This window comes from Humibacter albus DSM 18994, from assembly GCF_000421825.1.
GTDB lineage: Bacteria > Actinomycetota > Actinomycetes > Actinomycetales > Microbacteriaceae > Humibacter > Humibacter albus.
Map to the genome: position 1 here is coordinate 34,183 of NZ_ATXT01000020.1, position 22,453 is coordinate 56,635.

At 68.5% G+C, this 22,453-nt stretch carries 20 protein-coding genes; 6 read left to right on the top strand and 14 right to left on the bottom strand.

What is annotated here, in order from left to right:
• Positions 1–186 precede the first annotated feature (186 nt).
• From H623_RS0116485 to H623_RS0116495, 3 genes are all read right to left on the bottom strand, one after another.
• The gene (locus H623_RS0116485) at positions 187–987 is read right to left on the bottom strand and encodes an ABC transporter ATP-binding protein (protein ID WP_022902031.1); all 801 of its coding nucleotides are present in this window, start codon (positions 985–987) and stop codon (positions 187–189) included.
• Positions 988–1,249: 262 nt separating this feature from the next.
• Positions 1,250–2,647 carry an MFS transporter gene (locus tag H623_RS0116490; RefSeq protein ID WP_022902032.1) on the bottom strand — a complete coding sequence of 466 codons (1,398 nt, stop codon included), beginning with the start codon at positions 2,645–2,647 and terminating at the stop codon, positions 1,250–1,252.
• A 4-nt stretch (positions 2,648–2,651) separates the two neighbouring features.
• Positions 2,652–3,281, bottom strand: a complete 630-nt coding sequence (locus tag H623_RS0116495; RefSeq protein ID WP_022902033.1) for a TetR/AcrR family transcriptional regulator — start codon at positions 3,279–3,281, stop codon at positions 2,652–2,654.
• A gap of 70 nt (positions 3,282–3,351) precedes the next feature.
• Between H623_RS0116495 and H623_RS20640 the strand changes: the two genes are divergently transcribed.
• A complete protein-coding gene (locus tag H623_RS20640; protein ID WP_022902034.1) occupies positions 3,352–5,046 on the top strand; it encodes an MDR family MFS transporter in 1,695 nt (564 codons plus the stop codon).
• A 220-nt stretch (positions 5,047–5,266) separates the two neighbouring features.
• On the opposite strand, the gene H623_RS0116505 is transcribed toward H623_RS20640, so the two are convergent.
• The 4 genes from H623_RS0116505 to glpK form a co-directional block, all read right to left on the bottom strand.
• The gene (locus tag H623_RS0116505; protein ID WP_022902035.1) at positions 5,267–6,550 is read right to left on the bottom strand and encodes an aspartate aminotransferase type Ic; all 1,284 of its coding nucleotides are present in this window, start codon (positions 6,548–6,550) and stop codon (positions 5,267–5,269) included.
• A gap of 135 nt (positions 6,551–6,685) precedes the next feature.
• Entirely contained in the window at positions 6,686–7,375 is a 690-nt protein-coding gene (locus tag H623_RS0116510) for an endonuclease/exonuclease/phosphatase family protein (RefSeq protein ID WP_245559019.1), read from the bottom strand.
• Positions 7,376–7,487: 112 nt separating this feature from the next.
• Entirely contained in the window at positions 7,488–7,739 is a 252-nt protein-coding gene (locus H623_RS0116515) for a hypothetical protein (protein WP_026940482.1), read from the bottom strand.
• Between the two features lie 96 nt (positions 7,740–7,835).
• Positions 7,836–9,341 (bottom strand): glycerol kinase GlpK, encoded by a 1,506-nt coding sequence (gene glpK, locus H623_RS0116520; RefSeq protein ID WP_022902038.1) that lies wholly within the window; start codon positions 9,339–9,341, stop codon positions 7,836–7,838.
• A 111-nt stretch (positions 9,342–9,452) separates the two neighbouring features.
• On the opposite strand from glpK, the gene H623_RS0116525 reads away from it, so the two are divergent.
• The 3 genes from H623_RS0116525 (at position 9,453) to H623_RS21865 (ending at position 11,812) form a co-directional block, all read left to right on the top strand.
• The gene (locus H623_RS0116525) at positions 9,453–10,472 is read left to right on the top strand and encodes a zinc-dependent alcohol dehydrogenase family protein (RefSeq protein WP_026940483.1); all 1,020 of its coding nucleotides are present in this window, start codon (positions 9,453–9,455) and stop codon (positions 10,470–10,472) included.
• 321 nt (positions 10,473–10,793) lie between these two features.
• Positions 10,794–11,603, top strand: coding sequence for an HNH endonuclease family protein (locus tag H623_RS20645; protein WP_022902040.1), 810 nt, complete (start codon positions 10,794–10,796; stop codon positions 11,601–11,603).
• Between the two features lie 62 nt (positions 11,604–11,665).
• Complete coding sequence (locus tag H623_RS21865; RefSeq protein ID WP_022902041.1) at positions 11,666–11,812, top strand: hypothetical protein; 147 nt, start codon at positions 11,666–11,668, stop codon at positions 11,810–11,812.
• Here the strand turns inward: H623_RS21865 and H623_RS0116540 are convergent.
• Positions 11,802–12,716 carry a TIGR01777 family oxidoreductase gene (locus H623_RS0116540; protein WP_022902042.1) on the bottom strand — a complete coding sequence of 305 codons (915 nt, stop codon included), beginning with the start codon at positions 12,714–12,716 and terminating at the stop codon, positions 11,802–11,804. The genes H623_RS21865 and H623_RS0116540 overlap by 11 nt on opposite strands.
• A gap of 139 nt (positions 12,717–12,855) precedes the next feature.
• On the opposite strand from H623_RS0116540, the gene H623_RS0116545 reads away from it, so the two are divergent.
• Positions 12,856–14,241 carry a glycine--tRNA ligase gene (locus tag H623_RS0116545; protein ID WP_022902043.1) on the top strand — a complete coding sequence of 462 codons (1,386 nt, stop codon included), beginning with the start codon at positions 12,856–12,858 and terminating at the stop codon, positions 14,239–14,241.
• Positions 14,242–14,326: 85 nt separating this feature from the next.
• Here the strand turns inward: H623_RS0116545 and H623_RS0116550 are convergent, their stop codons facing one another.
• Positions 14,327–14,809 carry an anthrone oxygenase family protein gene (locus H623_RS0116550; protein ID WP_022902044.1) on the bottom strand — a complete coding sequence of 161 codons (483 nt, stop codon included), beginning with the start codon at positions 14,807–14,809 and terminating at the stop codon, positions 14,327–14,329.
• A gap of 201 nt (positions 14,810–15,010) precedes the next feature.
• Here H623_RS0116550 and H623_RS0116555 point away from each other — a divergent pair, with 201 nt between their 5' ends.
• Positions 15,011–16,093, top strand: coding sequence for a zinc-dependent alcohol dehydrogenase family protein (locus H623_RS0116555; RefSeq protein ID WP_026940484.1), 1,083 nt, complete (start codon positions 15,011–15,013; stop codon positions 16,091–16,093).
• 40 nt (positions 16,094–16,133) lie between these two features.
• Here the strand turns inward: H623_RS0116555 and H623_RS0116560 are convergent, their stop codons facing one another.
• The 5 genes from H623_RS0116560 to uxaC all read right to left on the bottom strand — a co-directional run bounded on the left by H623_RS0116560 (position 16,134) and on the right by uxaC (position 22,446).
• On the bottom strand, positions 16,134–17,393 hold the full coding sequence (locus H623_RS0116560; RefSeq protein ID WP_022902046.1) for an amidohydrolase: 1,260 nt from the start codon (positions 17,391–17,393) through the stop codon (positions 16,134–16,136).
• A gap of 179 nt (positions 17,394–17,572) precedes the next feature.
• Positions 17,573–18,214, bottom strand: a complete 642-nt coding sequence (locus tag H623_RS0116565; RefSeq protein WP_022902047.1) for a trimeric intracellular cation channel family protein — start codon at positions 18,212–18,214, stop codon at positions 17,573–17,575.
• Between the two features lie 113 nt (positions 18,215–18,327).
• A complete protein-coding gene (manD, locus tag H623_RS0116570; protein ID WP_022902048.1) occupies positions 18,328–19,578 on the bottom strand; it encodes a D-mannonate dehydratase ManD in 1,251 nt (416 codons plus the stop codon).
• Positions 19,579–19,609: 31 nt separating this feature from the next.
• The gene (locus H623_RS0116575; RefSeq protein ID WP_245559017.1) at positions 19,610–21,037 is read right to left on the bottom strand and encodes a mannitol dehydrogenase family protein; all 1,428 of its coding nucleotides are present in this window, start codon (positions 21,035–21,037) and stop codon (positions 19,610–19,612) included.
• Positions 21,034–22,446, bottom strand: a complete 1,413-nt coding sequence (gene uxaC / locus H623_RS0116580) for a glucuronate isomerase (protein ID WP_022902050.1) — start codon at positions 22,444–22,446, stop codon at positions 21,034–21,036. Before uxaC ends, H623_RS0116575 begins: the two co-directional genes overlap by 4 nt.
• Positions 22,447–22,453: the final 7 nt, after the last annotated feature.

Consider the following 22,453-nt stretch of genomic DNA (forward strand, 5'->3'; position numbering starts at 1 on the left):
CCCGCCGCCGCATCCGACCCGCAGTTTGCGACAGCGGAGTCGTCCCCACTCGCGGAGCCTCACAGCGGAGCTGTCGCCGCTCGTGGAGCCTCACAGCGGAGCTGTCGCCGCTCGTGGAGCCTCACAGCGGAGCCGTCCCCACTTCGCGGAGCCTCACAGCGGAGCCGTCCCCACTTCGTGGTGCGCTCAGCGGAGAGTCGCGGCTTTGTCCGTGCGCACACTCCAGCGACCTTCGACCCGCAGAATCGAGAGCGGGTAGTCGAGCGCATCACTGACGAGCGGCCCGGTGAGCACGGCATCCGCGTCGCCCTGCGCGAGCACCCGGCCGTCGCGCAGCAGCATCGCGTGCGTGGTCGACGCCGGAAGCTCTTCGAGGTGGTGGGTGACCAGCACGCTGGCAAGATCCGGATGCCGCGCTCTCAGCTCGTCCACCCGGTCGAGGAGGTGCTCCCGTGCCGCGATGTCCAGCCCGGTGGTCGGTTCGTCGAGCAGCAGCAGCCCCGGGTCGGGCATCAGCGCGCGGGCGATGAGCGCGCGGCCGCGCTCACCCTGCGAGAGCGTCTGCCAGCGGGCTTCCCGCCGATCCGTCATGCCCATGAGCTCGATCAGCTCGTCGATACGGGCGCTCTCGGCCTCGGAGGGCGCCCACCGCATCATGAGTTCCTGGGTACCGGTCACCCCGGTGGCGACGACCTCGCGCACCGTCAGCGGCGAGCGCACCTCGTGCCGCGGATTCACATGACCGATGATCGAGCGCAGCTCGCGCAGGTCGACGCGACCGAGGCGGTTGCCGAGAACGTCGACGCTCCCGGTCGTCGGATGCTGCACCGCTCCGAGCAGGCTGAGCAGCGTCGACTTGCCTGCGCCGTTCGCCCCGATCAGAGCCCAGTGCTGGCCGCGGTCGACTTCGAGCGAGATCGCCGAGAGGATGGCGCGCCCCTGGCGCACGAACGAGACGTCGGACACGGTGAGGATGCGATCGGGCACCGATCCATTCTGGCCGACCGTTCCCGTGGGCCGCTTCCGGGGACCGTCCCCGAGAACCGTTCCCCGAGAGCCGTTCCCCGCAGGCCATCCCCGAGAGCCGTCCCCCGGATCCGCCCCCGCAGACCATCCCCGAGGGCCGTGCCCGCAGACCGTTCCGGAGGACAGATGGCGACTCGAACTCCATCTGCGTTCGCATATCGGCACGTCCTTCGGAACTGTCGGACCTGCGCGACGGCCCGGCGGTCGGGACTTCCGTTGACGGCTACCGACGCGTCGCGTGCTCCCCGGCGTGCTTCGGCAGGAGCGCGGCCTCCACGAGCGGGAACATCAGCAGCAACGCGACCACGGCGAGCGCCCAGCGATAGCCGAGCCAGACATCCACCGGTCCGAGCGCGCCCGCAAGCGCGGTGGTGAACCGCACGATCAGCGCCGCGACGGCGATGCCGAGCCCGACCGCGACCTGCTGCATCGTGGAGGCCAGAGTGTTGGCGGAGGTCATGCGCTCGGCCGGCACGTCGGCGAACTGCATCGAGTTGTAGCCGCTGAACCCGATGGACCGGAAGACGCCGCTGAAGAAGAGCAGCACCAGAATGGCCCAGAGCGGGGTCGCCGGATCGATGAACATGCAGGCCACGAAGACCACCGCCCCCAGCAGGTTGCTGCCGACGATCACGCCGCGGAATCCGAAACGTCGGATCAGCGGCGTCGTCAGCGGCTTGATCGCGATGTTGCCGACGAACACGGCACCGACGAGAAGCCCGGCCTGCGCCGCACTCCATCCGAAACCCACCTGGAAGAGCAGCGTGAAGAGGAACGGCGCCGCGCTGATGATGAGCCGGTACACCCCTCCACCTACATTCCCCACGCGGAATGTATCGATCCGCAGCGCGGAGAAGTCGAGCAGCGGATGCCTGGCTCGCCGCATCCACGCCACTCCCGCTGCGCCGGCTGCCGCCGCCACCACGAGGTAGGAGCAGGCCCACCACCAGTTCGTCGGCGTCGCCCCGATCTCTTCCATGCCGAGCACGAGTGCGGCGAGCGCGACACCGGCGAAGGCGAATCCCGACCAGTCGAGCCGGCGCCGCTGTGCGCCACGGTTGTCGGGCACGATCCACCAGGTCGCGACGAATGCAACGATCCCGAACGGGATGTTGATGAGGAACACCCACGGCCAACCGACCGTGTCGGTGAGGATGCCACCCAGCGCCGGCGCGATCACAGGCGCGACGAGAGCGGGCCAGGTGAGGTAGGCCATGGCATCCAACAGGTCGCGCCGGTCGAGCCCGCGCAGCACGGCGAGTCGACCGACCGGCACCATCATCGCGCCGCCGACGCCCTGCAGCACACGAGCCGCGCTGAGTTCCGGGAGGCTGACGGAGACGGCGCAGAGCACGGATGCCACGGTGAAGACGGCGATGGCGGTCGCGAACACGCGACGTTCCCCGAACCGGTCCGCGAGCCATCCGCTGACCGGAACACACACGGCCACCGTGAGCAGGTATGCCGTCATCGCGAGGTTCAGGTCGACGGCGCGCACGCCGAAGTCGTGGGCCATGGCGGGTGCGGCGGTCTGGATGATCGTGCCGTCGAGGTTCTCCATCGACATGCCGACGGCGGCGAGCAGCGCCAGCGGCCGGTTCAGTGTCGCGGATCGGGGCACCCGATCAGTCTGGCGGAACGACGCCGTTCCCGTAGTCCATGTGATGCGCCACCAGCGGCAGGAACATCTCGTCGACGACGGTGGCGATGAACTCGTCGGAGACCGGCTCGTGCGTCATCAGCAGCTCGTGCCGCATCAGGTCGAACGGAAGGCTCTGCACCCGCGCGGGCACGGCATCAAGGTCGATCTCGCCGCGTTCTTGCGCGCGCGTGAGGATGACGGTGTCCCATATCGTCCCCTGGCCGAGCAGGCGCTCCCTCGCCGTTCCCAGTGACATGCCCGTCTCGCTGAACAGACCGGCGAGCTGCGCGCTGATCATCACGGCCATATCGGCCCGGCGATCGCTCGCCAGACGCAGCAGCGCGTAAAGGTCGCCGCGCAGGGATCCGGTGTCGGGAATGTCGATCGGCTCGGCGTCGTAGTGATGCCGGATCGCCGCCAGCACGAGGGACTCGCGCTCGGACCATCTCCGGTAGATCACGGGGCGGCTCGTGTGCGCGCGTTCGGCGACCGCATCGAACGTCAGACCGCTGTAGCCCTTCTCTGTCAGTTCGTCCCACGCCGCGTCGAGCAGCGCAGCCTCGAGCTCCGGCCCGCGTCGGCGAGTGGATGGGCCATCCGCTTCAAGATCCACTTGTGTATCTTATCCAATCGGCGTAGCGTGTCCATTTAGATACACGATTGTATCTAAATGAAAGGTCACCATGAGCGCGAAACGCCCCCAGACCAACACGTCGCGCCGCGACGATGCCGCATCCCCGGCGGCCGGCACCAGCCCCGCAGCGGGTGCCTCGGGCGACCAGGCCGCCGCGAGCCCCTCCGTGAATCGCGTCGCCGGCGCCTTGATCGTCGGCGTTCTCGCCGTCGTCTTCGACACCACGATCATGAGCGTCGCCCTGCACACGCTCTCGAAAGACCTGCACGTCTCGGTCTCCACGATCCAGTGGGTGACCACCGGTTACGTGCTGGCCCTCGCCGCCACCGTGCCGCTCAGCGCATGGATCCAGCAGCGCTTCGGCGGCAAACGCGCCTGGATGTTCGCCCTCTCGCTCTTCCTGCTGGGATCGATCCTCAGCAGCCTCGCCTGGAATGCCGAATCGCTCATCGCGTTCCGCGTGCTGCAGGGTGTCGGCGGCGGCATCATGCTGCCGCTGATGCAGACGCTCCTCATGCAGGCGGCCGGCGGCAAGAACCTCGGGCGCATCGCGGCGACGGTCGGTCTTCCGGCCATGCTGGGTCCGATCCTCGGTCCCGCCGTGGGCGGCATCATCTTGAACTGGCTCGACTGGCGGTGGATCTTCTGGGTCAACGTACCGTTCTGCGTCGTCGGCCTGTTCCTCGCCTGGCGCCTGCTGCCGCGGGACGTCCGCCCGGCGGCCCGGCCGCGTCTTGACATCGTTGGCATGGTTCTGCTCCTGCCGTCGCTCGTGGCGCTGCTGCTCGGCCTGTCGAACTCCGCGGGCACCGACGGCTTCGCCGCAACGGACGCCTGGCTGCCGATAACGGTCGGCGCGGTGCTTCTGGCGGCGTTCGTCGCCTGGGCCCTGCGGCGCGGGGATCGGGCGCTGGTCGATCTGCGACTGCTTCGGCATCGATCGGTGTGGTCGGCATCCGCGCTGCTGTTCCTCAGCGGCATTGCCGCGTACGGCATCATGCTGCTGCTCCCCCTTTACCTGCAGCAGCTGCGCGGGATGGATGTGCTCGCCGCCGGTCTGTTCCTCATTCCGCAGGGCATCGGCACGCTGCTCAGCCGCACACTCGCCGGCCGGCTCTCCGACTCGATCGGCGCTCGCTGGGTCGGTGTCGCCGGCTTCGCGATCGTCGGCCTCGCCACGATCCCGTTCGCGTTCAGCACCGCGACCACCAACGAGTGGTTCCTGATGGCCGTGCTGCTGGTGCGCGGCTTCGGGCTGGGTGCCATCGTGATGCCGCTGATGGTGGCGTCGTTCCAGGGACTGGAGCGCCCCGACATTCCGCACTCGAGCATCATCACCCGCACCGCCCAGCAGCTCGGCGGTTCGTTCGGCACGGCCGTGCTCGCCGTCATTCTGCAGTCCGGTCTCACGACGCACGCCGCGCAGGGCACCTCCGGCGCGGCGACCGCCTACGACCTCGCGTTCTGGTGGGCGATCGCGTTCGCCGCTCTGGCCACCCTGCTCGCGCTGGCGCTGCCCGGCCGTCCGAAAGCGGCCCCGGACGCCCCCGCGCAGGTCGCGGCAGCGGACACGACCGCGCGGGTCGCAGCGCCGGACACGACCACGCGGGTCGCGGCACCGGAGACGACCGCACGCGTCGCAGCGCCGGAGACGACCGCGCGGGTCGCTGCGCCGGACACGACCGCACGCGTCGACACCGCGCCCCTCCCGCCCGCGCCGCTGCCGGGGCCTCCCGGACACTAATTCAGGTCATTTCGAGTCACATCGATGTATCTGCGTCCTGGGTCGAAATGACCTGAAATAGTGTCGCCACAGGTGGTAGAGGGACGGACGGCGAGGCCCGGGACCGGGACGAAACCGGACAGGACGAAACCGGACAGGACGAAACCGGACCGAACCCGACAGGAGGAACCAGGCGGGACCGGGACGTCTTCTCCGCCGGGCCCCTCGTCGAACAGGGGCCTCAGTCGGCGACGCCCACCAGGCGCTCGACCTCGGCGAGCAGCACCGCGGTGCACAGCCCTTCCATCGCCTCCACGAGCTCGGAGAGCGGAGGCATCGTCGGGGCGATGCGGATGTTCGCGTCGCGCGGGTCGCGGTGGTACGGATACGTCGATCCCGCGGGGGTGACGGCGATGCCCGCCTGCGCGGCGAGCGCGACCGCTCGCGCGGCGCATCCATCGTGCACGTCGAGGCTCACGAAGTACCCGCCGGACGGAGAGGTCCACGTAGCGGCCTCGTACGGCGCGAGCCGACGGCGCAGCACCTCCTCGACCTCGGCGAACTTCGGAGCGATGATCTCGCGATGCTTCAGCATGTGGTCGGCGACGCCTTGCGCGTCCTTCAAGAACCGCACGTGCCGCAGCTGGTTGATCTTGTCCGGCCCGATGGACTGCACGGCGGAGTGGCTGAGGAACCACGACACGTTCTCGGGCGAGGAGCCGAAGAATGCGACACCCGCGCCCGGATACGTGATCTTCGACGTCGAGGCGAACACAAGAACACGATTCGGGTTCCCCGCCTCGGCCGCCAAAGACAGTATGTCGATCGGCTCGGGCACGTCGTCCGTCAGGTGATGCACCACGTACGCGTTGTCCCAGAAGATGCGGAAATCGGATGCCGCCGGCAGCGACACGAGAGCCCTCGCGACCTCCTCGCTGTAGATCGCGCCGGTCGGGTTCGAATGCACCGGAACACACCACATGCCGCGAATGGTGGGGTCTTCGGCGAGCAGGCGCTCGACCTCGGCGACGTCGGGGCCGGCATCCGTCATCGGCACCGGGATCATGCGGATGCCCAGGTGCTCGGTCACCGCGAAATGCCGGTCGTACCCGGGAACGGGGCAGAGGAACGAGACGGTCTCTTCGCGCGACCACGGCCGCTCGCTCTCGGGCAGCCCGTGCAGCATCGCCTGGGCGACGATGTCGTGCATGACGGTGAGACTCGAGTTGCCGAGCGCCAGAAGCTGCGGCACGGGAACGCGCAGCACGTCGGAGAAGAGGGCGCGCAGCTCGGTGATTCCCTGCGTGTTTCCGTAGTTGCGCAGGTCCGTGCCCGCGGCGTCGCGGTAGTCGTGCTCGCCGGGCAGCTCGAGCAACTCGTTCGAGAGATCCAGCTGCGCGGCCGACGGCTTTCCGCGCGTGATGTCGAGGTGCAGTCCGCGCTTCACGAGCGCGTCGTAGTCCGCGGTCAACTGCTCGTGCAGCGAGCGCAGTTCAGCGGTGGAGAGTTCGACGAGGGCGGTCACCCGTTAATCGTAACCAGCGGCCTATGCCCCGGCTACGCCGCCGGATCGCTCATCACCGCGGCTGTTCGACCGACCATGCCTCGGTCGGCACGTGAGTCGCCCGGCAGTCTGTCGCCTGGCCCGCGCTCAGCGGGTCTATCCCTCGGCCGTGGCCGCTCCGTACTCGGCTGAAACGACGATCGGCATGTGATCGGAGTCCCCGCGCGGCAGCGTCTCCACTCCCTGCACGTGTAGACCCGCCGACGTCACGAAGTCGAAGTGCCCCTTGAAGAACTTGTAGCGCGTGTACGTCTTGCGGTCGCTCAGCGACATGTCGTACCCGGATGCCTTCACCTTCTCCCCGAGAGCGTGCGTGAAGAACGGGTAGTTGTAGTCGCCGATCATGAGCGTGGGAGCGCCGTGGCCCAGCCGCAGCAGTTCGGCGTGCGCGGCGTGGATCTGCGTACGCCGCAGAGAGTTCAGCGCGGTGAGCGGCGCGGCGTGGAACGAGGCGACGACGATCGGGCGACCGGTGGCGGCATCCTCGAGCAGCGTTCCGACCAGGCGTTCGTGCGCGGGCGCCAGCACGCGATCATGCAGTGACTTCTTCAGCTCGTACGTGTCGGTGCCCTGCAGCTTGAAGCGGTCTTCGCGGTAGTACACGGCAAGGCCGAGGCGATTGCGCTTCGTGGAGTCCGCGAGCGTCAACGTGCCCACCTCATTCGGCAGCACGGTGGTGTCGGCCTCTTGCAGGCACATCACATCCACGCCCGTGGATGCGGCCAAATCGAGCAACTCGCCCGTCGCGTGGTTCTTGCGGAGGTTGTAGCTGAGTACTCGTATCAGGGCGATCACTTCTTCATGAGAGGGGTGAGGCGATGATACCCGCGGTGTTTGTGCGCCGAGTGAACGAGGGCTGTCCTGGCTGCGACTTCGACCCGATCCGAAACGGTGGTCGCTATGCTTCGGGCCGCTCGTCTTCGGGTAAGTCCTTGCGGTCGCGCTTGCTGAGCTCGGACGCGCCCGGCAAGCCCTTCGGCGGTCGTGCGCTGTACCAGAGCCCGGTCTCCTGATACCACTGCACCTTGCGGTAATGGTCGTCCATCGCGCTCCGCACAGCGGCGCGAATCACCAGATACCCGATCCAGATGAACAGGGCTGCGATGGCCGCTTCGAAGATGATGGCCACTGTGACGGCGACCCCGCCCATCAATGAATTCCCGAAAATGTCGGTCTCCTTCCGGCTGTTGTCCGCCACGGTATCGGCCCGTCGCCGCGAGCACCATCGTTACAGGAGTCCTGACGGTCAGTCCTCGACCCAGTCGAACGTTCTCGTGACCGCCTTCTTCCAGGTGCGGTACAGCCGCTCGACGTCGTCACGATCGGATGTCGGCTCCCACCGCGCGCCCTCCTGCCAGTTCGCGCGGAGCTCGTCGCGGTCCTTCCAGAAGCCGACGGCGAGGCCGGCCGCGTACGCGGCGCCCAGAGCCGTGGTCTCGGTGACGGTCGGGCGCACGACCGGGATGCCCAGGACATCCGCCTGGAACTGCATGAGCAGCGCATTCGCCGTCATCCCCCCGTCGACCCTGAGCTCCGCCAGCCGCGTTCCGGTGTCCTGTTCCACCGCCTCGAGCACATCGCACGTCTGATACGCGGTGGACTCGAGGGCGGCGCGGGCGAGGTGGGCCTTGTTGACGAAGCGGGTGAGGCCGACGATCGCACCACGGGCATCCGGTCGCCAGTAGGGCGCGAACAGTCCCGAAAACGCAGGCACGATATACGCGCCGCCGTTGTCGTCGACGGATGCCGCCAGCTTCTCGACCTCGCGCGCGTCGCTGATGAGACCCAGATTGTCGCGCAGCCACTGCACGAGCGATCCCGTGACGGCGATCGACCCTTCGAGCGCGTAGCGCGGCGCCTCGTCGCCGAGGCGGTAGGCGAGCGTCGTGATGAGGCCGTTCGCGCTGTGCACTATCTCTTCGCCGGTGTTGACGATGACGAAGTTGCCCGTTCCGTACGTGTTCTTCGATTCACCGGCGCCGAACGCGGCCTGCCCGAAGGTGGCGGCCTGCTGGTCACCGAGGATGCCCGCGATCGGGGTCTCGCGCAGCAGGCTGTGCGACTCCGCGGTTCCGTACACCTCGCTCGACGACCGGATCTGCGGCAGCATCGAGCGCGGCACGCCGAACTCCTCGAGGATGTCGTCGCGCCAGTCGAGGGTCTTCAGATCCATGAACAGCGTGCGCGACGCGTTCGTCACATCGGTCGCGTGCACGCCGTCGTGCTTGCCGCCGGTGAGGTTCCACAGCACCCAGGTGTCGGTGGTGCCGAACAGCAGGTCGCCGCGTTCTGCCTTCTCGCGCGCCCCGTCGACGTTCTCGAGGATCCAGGCGATCTTGGTCCCGGCGAAGTACGTGGCCAACGGAAGGCCGACATCCTGTGCGAACCGATCGGTGCCGCCGTCGGCAGCCAGACGGTCGACGAAGTCCTGCGTGCGCGTGTCCTGCCACACGATGGCGTTGTAGACCGGCTTGCCCGTGTTCTTGTCCCACACGACTGCGGTCTCGCGCTGGTTCGTGATGCCCACCGCGGCGATTTCGTGTCGGGTGATGTTCGCTTTGCCCAGCGCCACGCCGATCACCTCGCGCGTGTTGTGCCAGATCTCCATGGGGTCGTGCTCGACCCAGCCTGCGCGGGGGAAAATCTGCCGGTGTTCGCGCTGTCCTGTCGCGACGACGCTGCCCGCGTGATCGAACACGATGGCCCTCGTACTCGTCGTTCCCTGGTCGATGGCGAGGATGTGCGTGGGCATGCCCGTCAGGCTATTACGCAGTGACTGTCGGCACACCTCATGACAAAGGACTCCCGTGCGGCGGGCGATGGGGGTTTGCTGGAAGCAGCATGAAGCGAAGGAGGCCACCTGATGCGTGGTGTTGTGATGCACGCGCCCGGCGATGTCCGGGTGGAGGAACGGGAAGATCCCACGATCATCGAGCCGACGGATGCCGTCATCCGGCTGTCAGCGACGTGCATCTGCGGGTCGGATCTGTGGCCGTACCGCGGCGCCGACAAGGTGCACGACGCGGTGATGGGGCACGAGTACGTGGGTGTCGTCGAGCAGATCGGCTCTGAGGTGAAGAACGTGAAGGTCGGCGACTTCGTCGTCGGCTCGTTCTGGGCATCCGACAACACCTGCGAGATCTGCCGCGCCGGATACCAGTCGCACTGCGTGCATCGGGTCCTCATGGGAACGATCGGCACACAGGCCGAGCGTGCGCGCGTACCACTCGCCGACGGGACCTTGGTCGCGACACCGGGAATGCCCGATCCCGACTTGATCCCGTCGTTCCTGGCGCTCTCGGATGTGCTGGGCACGGGATGGTTCGCCGCCGTCGCCGCGCACGCGGGCCCCGGCGCCACGGTGGCGGTGGTCGGTGACGGCGCCGTCGGCCTGTGCGCAATTCTCGCCGCGAAACAGCTCGGGGCCGAGCGGATCATCGCCATGTCACGGCACGCCGATCGGCAGAAGCTGGCGCGCGAATTCGGCGCGACCGACATCGTCGAAGAGCGCGGCGACGCCGGCGTGGCGAAGATCAAGGAGCTCACCGAAGGCCTGGGAGCGCACAGCGTCGTCGAGGCCGTCGGCACCCAGGAGTCGATGATGCAGGCCATCCGGGCCACCCGCGCCGGCGGCCACACCGGCTTCGTCGGCGTCTCGCACGACGTGGCGATCCCGGGCATCGAACTGTTCAACACCGGAGTGCACCTGCACGGCGGACCCGCGCCAGTGCGGCAGTACTTGCCCGAGCTCATCCAGCTCATCTGGAACCGCACGATCGAGCCGGGCAGAGTGTTCGACCTCGTTCTGCCCCTCGATCAGGCCGCCGAAGGCTACCGAGCGATGGACGAGCGCCGGGCGACGAAAGTCCTCCTCACGGTCTGAACGGCAAAGTGCCGCGGCGCCCCCTCCGGCCTGTGTTCGCGCGGTCTATTCCTCCGTGACGATGGCAAGCCTGTTGCATGGGAGAAAGCCGAGCTTTCTTTACGTTCACATGCGGCTGGTGTAGCTTTGGCCCACGTTTTCCCGCCCGGACCCGGCGTTCCTCCGGGCGGATCAAGGCGCCGGCGCCCAGCGGACGGCACGTGAGCCCCGCGGGCGCCGTGCTCTGCCCGGATGCCCTGCGTTCTGGGGATACAGCGATGTCATCGCCCGTCGATACTGTCGAAGCGGGCCACGCACCGGCCCCCGCAGCGAAAGAACCGCATGTCCGCATCCCTCCTCCGGCGCCGGCTCGGTGCCGTGTTCGCCCTGGCGACCACGGGCATCCTGCTCGTCGGCTGCTCTCTCGACGCCACCGCAGCATCGCCCGACGCTTCCGGCGTCGCCACCAGTTCGTCTCAGTCGCCCGCCCCGTCGGCCAGCGAATCGACATCAGGCGGTGAGTCGACGGATGCCGGCAGCGCGTCGGGCGCAGCAGGCACGGCTCTCGCCCTGCTCGCGACGCTTCCGGTCAAGGGACCCGCGCCGCACACCGGATACGACCGAGTCGGCGACTTCGGCGAGGCGTGGAAAGACGTCGACCACAACCACTGCGACACCCGCGACGACGTTCTCGCCCGAGACCTCACCGACATCGCCAAGGAGGGCTCGTGCCAGGTGGAGACCGGCGTGCTGCACGATCCGTACACCGGCAAGACCATCGATTTCCAACGCGGCGTCAGAACATCTCTCGCCGTGCAGATCGATCACATGGTGGCGCTGTCGAACGCCTGGGCCACCGGTGCGCAGCAGCTCACGCAGCAGCAGCGTGAGACGCTCGCGAACGACCCCGTGAACCTCGTCGCCGTCGACGGCCCGACCAACGAGCGCAAGAGCGACGGGGATGCCGCCACCTGGCTCCCGCCGAACAAGCCGTTCCGGTGTCCTTACGTCGCGCACCAGGTGTCGGTGAAGGCCGCGTATCACCTGTGGGTGACGCCGGCCGAGCACGATGCGATCGCGCGCATCCTCGATGGATGTCCGTCCCAGGTCGCGTACGCCTCCACGCTCGCCCCCACCGTGGGACTGGGTTAGGCCGCACGCCACGGCCTCGTCGTAGCAATTTTGTCGCCACTCGCGCCGGGTAGCGTTACCGCATGGACTTGCTGATTCTCATCGCAATCGTGCTGGTGGTGCTCGCAGGCATCAGCGTTCTGGCGTACCTCCGTCGCATCGCGCTGGCGACGGAACGGGTCGCGGATGCCATCGAGGCCCGCCGGGAAGATACCGACGTCACGAGTTAGGCGGGGGGACAGACGCGGCGATCGCGTCCCCGACGTGCTCGTCCTGGAAGCGGAAGCCGTCGTTCAGGAGCGCGGCAGGGAGCATCCGCTGGCTGGTGAGCAGGAGCTCGTCGGCGGCGTTCTGCAACGCCAGGCGCAGTGCGAACGCCGGCGTCGGAAAACCGTACGGTCGACGCAGCTGTCGGGCGAGCTCGCGCATGAAGCCCGCCGCCGTTGCCGGATTGGGCCCGGCGAAGTTCACCGGACCACTCAGCGTCGACCCGATCAGGTGGTCGATGGCGGCCACCTCGTCACGCAGACTGATCCACGGCCACCACTGGCGACCCGTGCCGATCGGTCCGGCGAGCCCGAGCCGGACCAGTAGCCGCAGCGGCGCGAGCGCACCTCCCGGGCCCACGACCATGCCGGTGCGCACCAGCACGAGCCTGGTAACCTCCGACGCCGGTTCCGCCGCTTCCTCCCACGCCTTCACGACAGCAGACAGGAATCCGGCGCCGTGCGCGGAGTCTTCGGTCAGATCTTCGTTCCCGCGGTCGCCGTAGAACCCGACTGCCGACGCGTTCACGAGCACGCCGGGAGTGCGCTGTGCTGCACGCACGGCACCCACGATCGTCTGGGTCGCGTCCCAGCGCGACCGCAGCACGGTCTGCTTGTACGCAGGCGTCCAGGGCAGACGGCTGATTGAGGCCCCGGAAAGGCACACCACGGCATCCGCACCGCTCACGACAGCAGGATCGAGGATGCCCGCCGCAGGCTCCCAGCGCGCCTCGCCCTCCGCGCGCACCGGCCTGCGCACCAGGCGCACGACCTCGTCCCCGGATGCCTCCAGCCGCGCCGCCAGTGCCGAGCCGATCGTTCCCGACGCGCCCGCGATCACGATGCGTCGCTTCGCCTGCTGTGCCATCTCGCTCCGATCCGGGCCCTCTTCTCCTCCCCAGTAAACTAGGGATGACCGACGACTTCCCGGGTGGAATGCGGTTGCCGCGCCTGCTTCCCTCCGCCCGATCATCGACTTCCTCCACCTGATCCTCGAAAGGCATGCCATGCCCGACCAGAAAGCGCTTGACGCCGTCATCGCCCTCGCCCGCCACCGCGGGTTCGTCTTCCAGTCGGGCGAGATCTACGGCGGATCGCGTTCCACCTGGGACTACGGCCCCCTCGGCGTCGAGCTCAAGGAGAACATCCGTCGGCAGTGGTGGCAGACGTTCGTGCGCGGACGCGGTGACATGGTCGGGCTCGATTCGGCCGTCATCCTTCCGACACGCGTTTGGGAGGCGTCTGGGCACGTCGCCACGTTCACCGACCCGCTCGTGGAGTGCCTGAACTGCCACCACCGGCACCGCGAGGACCACCTGATCGAGGCGTTCGAGGCCAAGAAGGGCCGTGCACCGAAGGACGGCCTCGCGGAGATCGTCTGCCCCGACTGCGGCACGCGCGGGCAGTGGACCGAACCCCGGTCGTTCTCCGGTCTGATGAAGACGCACGTCGGCGTGGTCGACGACGAGTCCGGCCTGCACTACCTGCGCCCCGAGACGGCCCAGGGCATCTTCGTGAACTTCGCCAATGTGGTGCAGGCGGCGCGCATGAAACCGCCGTTCGGCGTCGGCCAGGTCGGCAAGGCGTTCCGCAACGAGATCACGCCGGGCAACTTCATCTTCCGCACCCGCGAGTTCGAGCAGATGGAGATCGAGTACTTCGTGCCCGCCGCCGACGCCCCTGAGGCGTTCGACCACTGGGTGGACGAGTGCTGGAACTGGTTCGTCGACTTGGGGATCGACCCGGGCAACATGCGCAAGCTCGATGTTCCCGACGGCGAGCGCGCGCACTACTCCGACCGCACGATCGACGTGGAGTACGAGTTCGGCTTCGCGGGCAAGGGTTGGGGAGAGCTGATGGGTGTGGCGAACCGCACCGACTTCGACCTCAAGAACCACATCGCGGCATCCGGCAAGGATCTGTCCTTCTTCGACCAGGCATCCGGCGAGCGCTATGTGCCCTACGTGATCGAGCCCTCGTTCGGCCTGACACGATCGATGATGGCGTTCCTGGTCGACGCGTATCACCAGGAGGAGGCGCCGAACGCGAAGGGCGGCACCGACATCCGCACCGTGCTGAAGCTCGACCCGCGCCTGGCTCCCGTGAAGGTGGCCGTGCTGCCGTTGTCGCGCAACGAGCGCTTGTCGCCGCTGGCCCGCTCGCTCGCCGACGAGCTGCGCCGGCACCGCAACGTGGAGTTCGACGATTCCGGCGCCATCGGCCGCCGCTACCGCCGCCAGGACGAGATCGGCACCCCGTTCTGCGTCACCGTCGACTTCGACTCGCTCGACGACAATGCGGTGACGGTGCGCGATCGCGACTCCATGGGCCAGGAGCGGGTGCCGCTTGCGGGCCTGGATGCCTACCTCGCCGAGCGCCTGAAGGAGCGCTGAGGCGCCTCCCGCGGCCGGTCGGCGCTCACACCGCTGCCCGGCGTCTCGCCCCGCCGTTTCCCTCAAGCCCAGGGCGCGAGCGGAGCTACTGGCTCACTGCAAGGCCGATGCCGAGGCCGACCGCACTGGCGGTACTCAAGACGGCGCGAACAAGATTCCATGCGGCCCAGCGAGCTTCCCTGAATCGGCGGCGTATCGCACCGGCATCCATCACGGAATCGTCCGCGGCCTTGAGCGCGTTGTTAGCCGGGAGGTGCACGACAACCGTGATGATGACAGAAGTCACCGTGCCGGCCAACGCGCCGGTCGCCCATGCGCCACTGCTCTCGCCCCATGCGCCGGCGAGGGCGAGCGCGGAGAGCACCGGCGCTCCGAAGAAGATGACGAGCAGGAACCACGGATTCACGATTGCTCGGTCCAACGCGCCGAACGCGGCGACGAAGGTGCGGTCGTCCACGCGGCGCAGCCCCGGCATCACGGCAAAGGCGTAGAGCTGGAACACGCCGGCGAGCAACCCGGTCGCTACTGTCGCCGCGATGAACGCGGTGGAGCTGAAGATGTCGTGCATCGATCTCCTGGCTTCTGCTTGCGCCGTTGTGTCGTCGCGTTGTCATAGGGCCGCCATCCGGCCATCTCGAGCCTACGGAGTGAACGAAGCACTTCTGCAGTACACGGCGGCAGTTGTACGGAGTGTGCCCATCGGCTCGGATGTCCTGGGAGCGGAGCGCGGAACGCTCCCCGCGACAAGAATGGTCGCGTGACGGAGACGATGCGTGCGGTCCAGTACTCCGCGGTGCACGAGCGGCCACGCCTGACCGAGGTGCCGATTCCCGACTGCCCGCCGGACGGGGCGCTGATCCGCGTCGAGGCGACGGGCGTGTGCCGTTCCGACTGGCACGCGTGGCGCGGTCACGATCCCGTGCCGCTGCCGATGGTGCCCGGCCACGAGTTCGCCGGCGTGGTGCAGGCCGTCGGGCCCGGAGTCATGAGGTTCGAGCCCGGCGATCGGGTCACCGCCCCGTTCGTCAACGGCTGCGGCCACTGCGAGTGGTGCCGGCACGGCGACGCGCAGGTGTGCCCGGATCAGACGCAGCCCGGCTTCACGCGTGACGGGTCGTTCGCCGAGTACGTGATCGTCACCGCTGCCGACACGAACCTGGTGCGCCTTCCGGATGCCGTCGACTTCGACGCCGCTGCCGCGCTCGGCTGCCGCTTCGCCACCGCCTTCCGCGCCGTCACCGTGCACGGCCGTGTGCTGCCCGGCGAGGAGGTCGCCGTTTTCGGCTGCGGTGGCGTGGGGCTCTCGGCCGTGATGATCACCTCCGCGCTCGGGGCCCGCGTCACCGCGGTCGACGTGTCGGATGCCGCGCTCGAGCGGGCGCGCGAGCTCGGCGCCTCGAATGTGGTGCGCGCGGGCACCACGGAGCCGGACGATGCGGGGCGATCGCAGGGCAGCGGGCGGCCGGAAGCCCTCGAACAGCGCGTCGTCGAAGCGACGGGCGGCGGCGCGCACCTGACCGTCGACGCGCTCGGATCGGCCGGCACCGCGGCATCCGCGATACGCAGCCTGCGTCGCCGAGGGCGTCACGTGCAGATCGGCCTCATGCTCGGCGACGCGGCGAACGCACCGCTGCCGTGGGAGCGCGTGATCGCGTGGGAGTTGACCGTCGCCGGGTCGCACGGCATGAGCGCCCGCGACTACCCCGCGATGTTGGACCTGATCGCCGATGACAAGCTCGACCCCGCCGCGCTGATCGGCTCGGTGACCGATCTCGGCGGCGCGATCGATGTCCTGGTGGCGATGGATGCTCCGCGCGGCTCCAGCGCGGGCATCGTCATCGCGCACCCCTGAGCCCCGCCGAGGAGGTGGAGAGTCCCGCCCGCCTTTGCCCTCAGGCCTCCTTGCCGAGATACGACATCGCCGCGGCGACGAGGGCCGACGTGCCGGTCTTCAGCGTCGGCTGCATCACCGGCAGGAACTTCGGCGAGTGGTTCACGGGGATGTCCTCTAGCACCCGCCCTGCCGCCACCGCCTTGTCCCACGTCGCCGTGTCGATGCCGCCGAGCCCCCAGTACGAATACGGGATGCCGAGGGCGTTCGGCAGGTCGCTGAAGTCCTCGCTCGCGGTCTGCAGGTCGAGGATCCCGACCGAGTCTCCGAAGAGGTCCCGGAAGGCCTCCTCGATCCGCTCGGTCGTCTCGGAATCGTTCTCGGTGATCGGGAACGCGCCGAAGCGTTCGATCTCGGGTTCGCGCGGGCATCCGCTCGCCTCGCACTCCGCCCTCACGACCCGCTCGATGCCGTCGAGCAGCCGGGCCATCGTCTCCGCCGAGTACGCGCGTACGTTCAGTTCGAGCACCGCGGTATCGGGGATGATGTTGCTCTTGGTGCCCGCCCGCAGGCTCCCGACGGTGAGCACCGCCGGGTCGGTCGGTGCGGTTTCGCGCGAGACGAGCACCTGTAGCCGTACGACGATCATCGCGGCGAGGACGACGGGGTCGATCGTGTTCTGAGGCATCGACCCGTGCCCACCGCGTCCGTACACCGTCACCCGCATGCTCTGCGCCGTCGACAGCACGGCGCCGTTGCGCACACCGACGTGACCGGTCGGTCCCGGAAGCACGTGCTGCGCGAGCGCGACGTCCGGGTGCGGGACGCGGTCGAACAGGTGGTCATCCACCATGCCGCGCGCACCGTCGCCGGTCTCCTCGGCAGGTTGGAACAGTGCGAGCAGGGTGCCGTGCCAGAGATCCGTGTGGGATGCCATCAGACGCGCCGCGCCCATCAGGCTCGCCACGTGCACGTCATGTCCGCAGGCGTGCATGACGGGCACCCGCGCGCCCGCGGCATCGGTCGCGACCTGTGTGCTCGCGTAGGGGACGCCGGTGTCCTCCTCGACGGGGAGGGCATCCATGTCCGCGCGCAGCAGCACGGTCGGTCCCGCGCCGTTCGCCAGCACTCCGACCACACCGGTTCCGCCGACGCCGTCGACGACGTCGAAGCCCCATGTTCTCAGTCCGTCGATCACCTTTTCCGCGGTACGGGTCTCCTGATGCGACAGTTCGGGATGCTCGTGCAGATCCCGGTAGAGGGCCTCCTGATCCCCGCGCACCGCCTCGTAGTCCGCGACGATCCGTTCCGTGTCCGTCATCGGATTCCTCCTTCTCCTCATTGAGCGGCCCGGCGCCTGCGTGGTCCCGGGCCAGCGTGCTCCGGACTTGAGTGGTCGGGACTTGAGTGGTCCGGAACCTGCGCGGCCCGGGCCGCCGTCTTGCCACACCCGATCCCGCCGCGGCGCATCCACGCAGAGTCACGAACCATCGAACGCCCCTATGACGCTCGTTCGGGCGGTTCGTACCCGCGATCAGCCACGGCGCGCGGGATGTGCCAGCGGAAGTGCAGCGACAGCACCCGCAGCGCGAACACGATCGCTGCCACGATCACAGTCGTGATCGCGCTGTACCAGTGCACCTGCCAGAGCACCGCTATCAGCGCGGCGCCGAGCATGGCCGGCAGCGCGTAGATGTCATGCGGGTTGAAGAGCTGCGGAACCCGGTTCGCCACGACGTCGCGCATCAGACCGCCGCCAATGGCGGTCGTGACGCCGAGGGCCGCGGCCGCCACGGGATTGAGCCCCGCGTGCAGTGCCGTGAGCGTGCCGGTGGTGCAGAACAGCGCCAGCCCTCCGGCGTCGAAAATCAGAAGGGTGCGCGAGAACCGCTCGACGACGCGGACCAGCACGAACACCAACACCATGGCTGCCAGCGGCGGCACCAGGTAGATCGGCTTCGCAAAAGCGGTGGGCGTCACACCGATGACCAGATCGCGGATGACCCCGCCGCCGAGCCCGGTGAGCGAGCCGAGCAACAGCGACCCGACGATGTCGAATCCGCGCCGGGCGGCCAGCAGCGAACCGGAGATGGCGAAGAAGAACGTTCCGAACAGGTCGAACACCAGCGCCCAGTCCACCATTGCCGTCCTCCTCGTTCAGAGCCGCCCGCCTTCAGGGTCGCTCTTCCTCGGAGTCGCCCGCCTTCAGGATCGCCGAGCATCCGGGCACGTGCGGCAGAGACTCGCCCTCAGGACTACCAGTCGTGCATGGAACCGTCGAGCAGGCGGTTCACCGGAAGGTAGGCCGACGCATACGCGTACCCGGCCGCGGCTTCGTCGTCGTACTCGATGCCGAGCCCGGGCGCCTCGCTCGGCGCGAGCATCCCGTTCTCGAAACTGAACGTGGTGCGGAACACCTCGAGAGTAGCGGGACTGTGCATCATGTACTCCTGCATGCCGAAGTTCTGAATGGCGATGCCCAGATGGATGCCCGCCGCCAGCCCGACGGGGGAGACGTCGGTCGGTCCGTGCATGCCGGACTTGATCTGGTAGATAGCGGCGTAGTCCAGGATGCGACGCAGCGCGGTGATCCCGCCGGCGTGCGTGATGGGCGAGCGCACGTAGTCGATCAGCTGCTCCTCGAACAGCTCGCGATAGTCCCAGACCGTGTTGAACACCTCGCCGATGGCCAGCGGCGTCGTGGTGTGCTCACGCACGCGACGCAGGGCGGCCTGGTTCTCTGCGGGCGTGACATCCTCGAGCCAGAAGAGGTCGTAGGGTTCCAGCGACTTGCCGAGCTTGGCGGCCTGGATCGGCGTCAGGCGGTGGTGCGCGTCGTGCAGCAGCGGCAGCTCGGGACCGAACTCGTTGCGCACGGCCTCGAACACGGCCGGCACGTGGCGCAGATAGGCCCGGGTGTCCCAGCTCTCCTCGACCGGGATCGCATTGCGGCGAGCCGGCTCGTAGTCGTAGCGCGCGTCGCTGCCGCTGGCCGAACCGGCCGCGGCGTTCTTGCTGTGCGCCACTCCGTAGACCGATGGCAGCCCGGGGATGCCCGTCTGCACGCGTACCGCGCGGTAGCCCTCCTCGAGGTGCTCGCGAATCGAGTCGAACAGCTCGGGAATGTCGAGCCCGGATGCGTGCCCGTACACCATCAGGCCCTCACGGCTCTTGCCGCCCAGCAGCTGGTACAGCGGCAAGCCGGCGGCCTTGGCCTTGATGTCCCACAGCGCCGTGTCGACGGCGGCGATCGCGGCCATCGTCACGGGGCCGCGACGCCAGTACGCGCCACGGTAGAGGTACTGCCAGGTGTCCTCGATGCGGTGCGCATCGCGACCGAGCAGCAGCGGCACGACGTGCTCCGTGAGGTAGGCCGCGACGGCCAGCTCGCGGCCGTTCAGCGTCGCATCTCCGAGGCCCGTCAGCCCGTCGTCGGTCGTGATGCGCAGCGTCACGAAGTTGCGTCCGGGGCTGGAGACCAGCACCTCGGCCTTCTCGATGTTCATGGGTTCTCCGTGAGTTGATTCTTCTTTGACACTATTCCGCGGCGATCCGGGCTACCCGATCCACGACGTCCGCCGCGTCGGCGAGTTGCGGATCGACCAGGCCCACCAGCGCCGCGACCGATTCGGTCGAGTCAGGGATGCCGAGAGCGGCTCGCACCGCATCCTGCTGCGCGTCGGGCAGCGGTCCACGGCGCAGCAGCGCGATCCACGAGCCGAGCACGCGCATCCCCGCTTCACCGCTGCGCCCCGCGGCGCGCTCCGCCAGCACGATCGGCGCGACGCGCACGCGCAGCTTCGTCGTGCCTTCCATGCCGATCTGAGCAAGCCGGTGCTCGATGCGCGCGTTGCCGAACCGCGCCAGCAGCGCGGCACGGTAGTCGCCGAGGTCGAGACCCTCAGCGGGCAGGTGCCGCACCGCCTCATCCCAGAACTGCTGCACCCAGGCCAGGCAGGTGGCATCCGCGATCGCCTCGGCGACCGTCACGTGGCCACGGAGTGCACCGGCGTAGGCGAGCAGGGAGTGCGCTCCGTTGAGCAGCCACAGCTTGCGGCGCTCGAAGGGTTCGATGTCGTCGACGAACCGGGCACCGACGGTCTCCCAGGCCGGCCGTCCGGCCGGAAAGTCGCCGCTCAGGATCCAGTCGTGGAACGGCTCGGAGACCACGGCCGCGGCGTCGATCCACCCCGTCTCCGCGGCCACCTCGTGCAGCTCTTCCTCAGTCGTCTTCGGCGTGATGCGATCGACCGAGGTCGAGACGAACGACACCTCCTCGGCGATCCAGCGGATGCTCCGCGCGCCGGTGAGCCTCGCGAGCGAGAGCAGGCCATCGCGCACCAGAGGGCCGTTGTGCGGCATGTTGTCGCAGGGCACGACCGCAACCGGCCCGCGGCCGGCCCGATGACGAAGCTCGAGCCCGAGCAGGAGTCGGCCGAGGGTGGTCGTCGGTCCCCCCACGCGTGCCAGCGGGTCGGATGTCTGCAGCGCCTCGATCAGCCAGCTCACGTCGTGCGCGACGACGGCATCGTCGGTGTTCACGGTGTGATCGGGCCGCACCCGGTAGGCGGGTTCCGTGACAGTGAGCGTCACGATCGCCGTCGGCGCCGCCGCCATCACTTCGCAGAACCGCGCCAGATCGCCACCGTCCTCCGCCTCGACGAGAGCGGTGAGCACTTCGAACTCGTCGCCTTCCGGGGCTCTCTGCACCAGGGTGTACAGGCCGCCTTGTGGCTGGAGTTCCCGCGCAGCGACTGCGCTGCGACCGGTGAACGCCGCGATCCCCCACTCGTCGGCATCGCTCGCGTGAGCCGTGTACCAGGCCTGGTGCGAGCGATGGAACGCTCCGAGGCCGAGGTGGACGATGCGCACGGGCGGCCGCCGCAGCGGCGCACCGGTTCGCTCCTCGAAAGCGCGTGGTGTCAGCGGCACCGGCGTTCGGGTATCCGTGGTGTCGGGGCTCACAGCTTGAAGACCTTCTTGGGCTGGTTCACGACGAGGTCGACGATCACGCTCTGCGCGCGTTCGAGGTCGATCCGGCCCTCGCCGACGAGGCGGGCGAGGTAGGCGGCATCCAGGCGGCGTGACATGTCGTGGCGCGCGGGGATGGACATGAACGCGCGCGTGTCGTCGACGAAGCCGGAGCCCTTGTAGAACCCAGCGGTCTCCGTCGACGCGGCGCGGAAGCGCTGCACGGCGTCCGGCGCGTCCAGAAACCACCATGGTGCCCCGATGAACACGCTCGGGTAGAAGCCTGCCAGCGGCGCGATCTCGCGCGAGAACGATGTCTCGTCCACGGTGAACAGCACCAGGTGAAAGCCCGGCGCGTTGCCGAAGCGCTCGAGCAAGGGTCGGAGCGGCTCCACGTAGTGCGTGCGCACCGGGAGGTCATGGCCCGTGTCGGCGCCGTATCTCTGCAGAGTCTCGGTGTGGTGGTTGCGGAACACGCCGGGGTGCACGGTCATGACGAGGCCGTCGTCCACGCTCATGCGCGCCATCTGGAAAAGCATGTGAGCGCTGAAAGCCCGGGCGCCCGCGTCATCGAGCGTCCCGGCCAAGGCTTGTTCGAACAGCCTGGATGCCTCGCCCTCCTCCAGGTCGATGGCAAGCGGTTGCGGGGTGCCGTGATCCGCGGAGACCGCGCCGTGCTCGACGAAATAGTGGCGCCGCCCGGCGAGGGCGTCGAGGTAGCCGCGGAAGCCGCCCGGGTTCGTGCCGTTCCAGGACGCCAGAGACTCCACGCGTTCTTTCCAGCCGTCGGCGAGCGGATTCAGGTAGGCATCAGGTCGAAAGGTCGGAACGACACGGCCGGTGAACGTCGGATCCGCAGCAAGCGCGTCGTGCACGTGCAGATCCGACATCGGGTCATCCGTGGTGGCCAGCACCTCGATGCCGAATCTGGCGAAAAGTGCTCGTGGCCGGAAGGCCCGATCGTCCAGCTTCGCCTGGATGGCCTCGAAGAGCCGGTCCGCGTTCTCGGCGTCGGGTTGCTCGGTCAGGCCGAACTGCTCGGCGAACGTGCTCTGCAGCCAATAGCCGGAGGCGGTGCCCGCGTAGAGATGCCAGTTCGCGCTGAAGGTGCGCCACACGTCGCGCGACCCGGCGGCGGCATCCGCGCCGTCCGAGGTCGGCAACCCGAGTTCGGACAGCGAGATTCCGACCGAGTGCAGCACCCGCGTCACGTAGTGGTCGTAGCGGATGAAGAGTTCGGCGGCGTCGCCGAACGGCTCGTCACGCAGGAGGATGCCGGGATCCACATGCCCATGAGGCGAGATGATCGGCGCGTCCGCAACCGATTCGTACAGCTCGCGAGCGATCTCTCGCCCCCTGGTGTCCACGGGGAAGAGCCGGTCGGGATCGAGTTGCAGCTTCACGAATCAC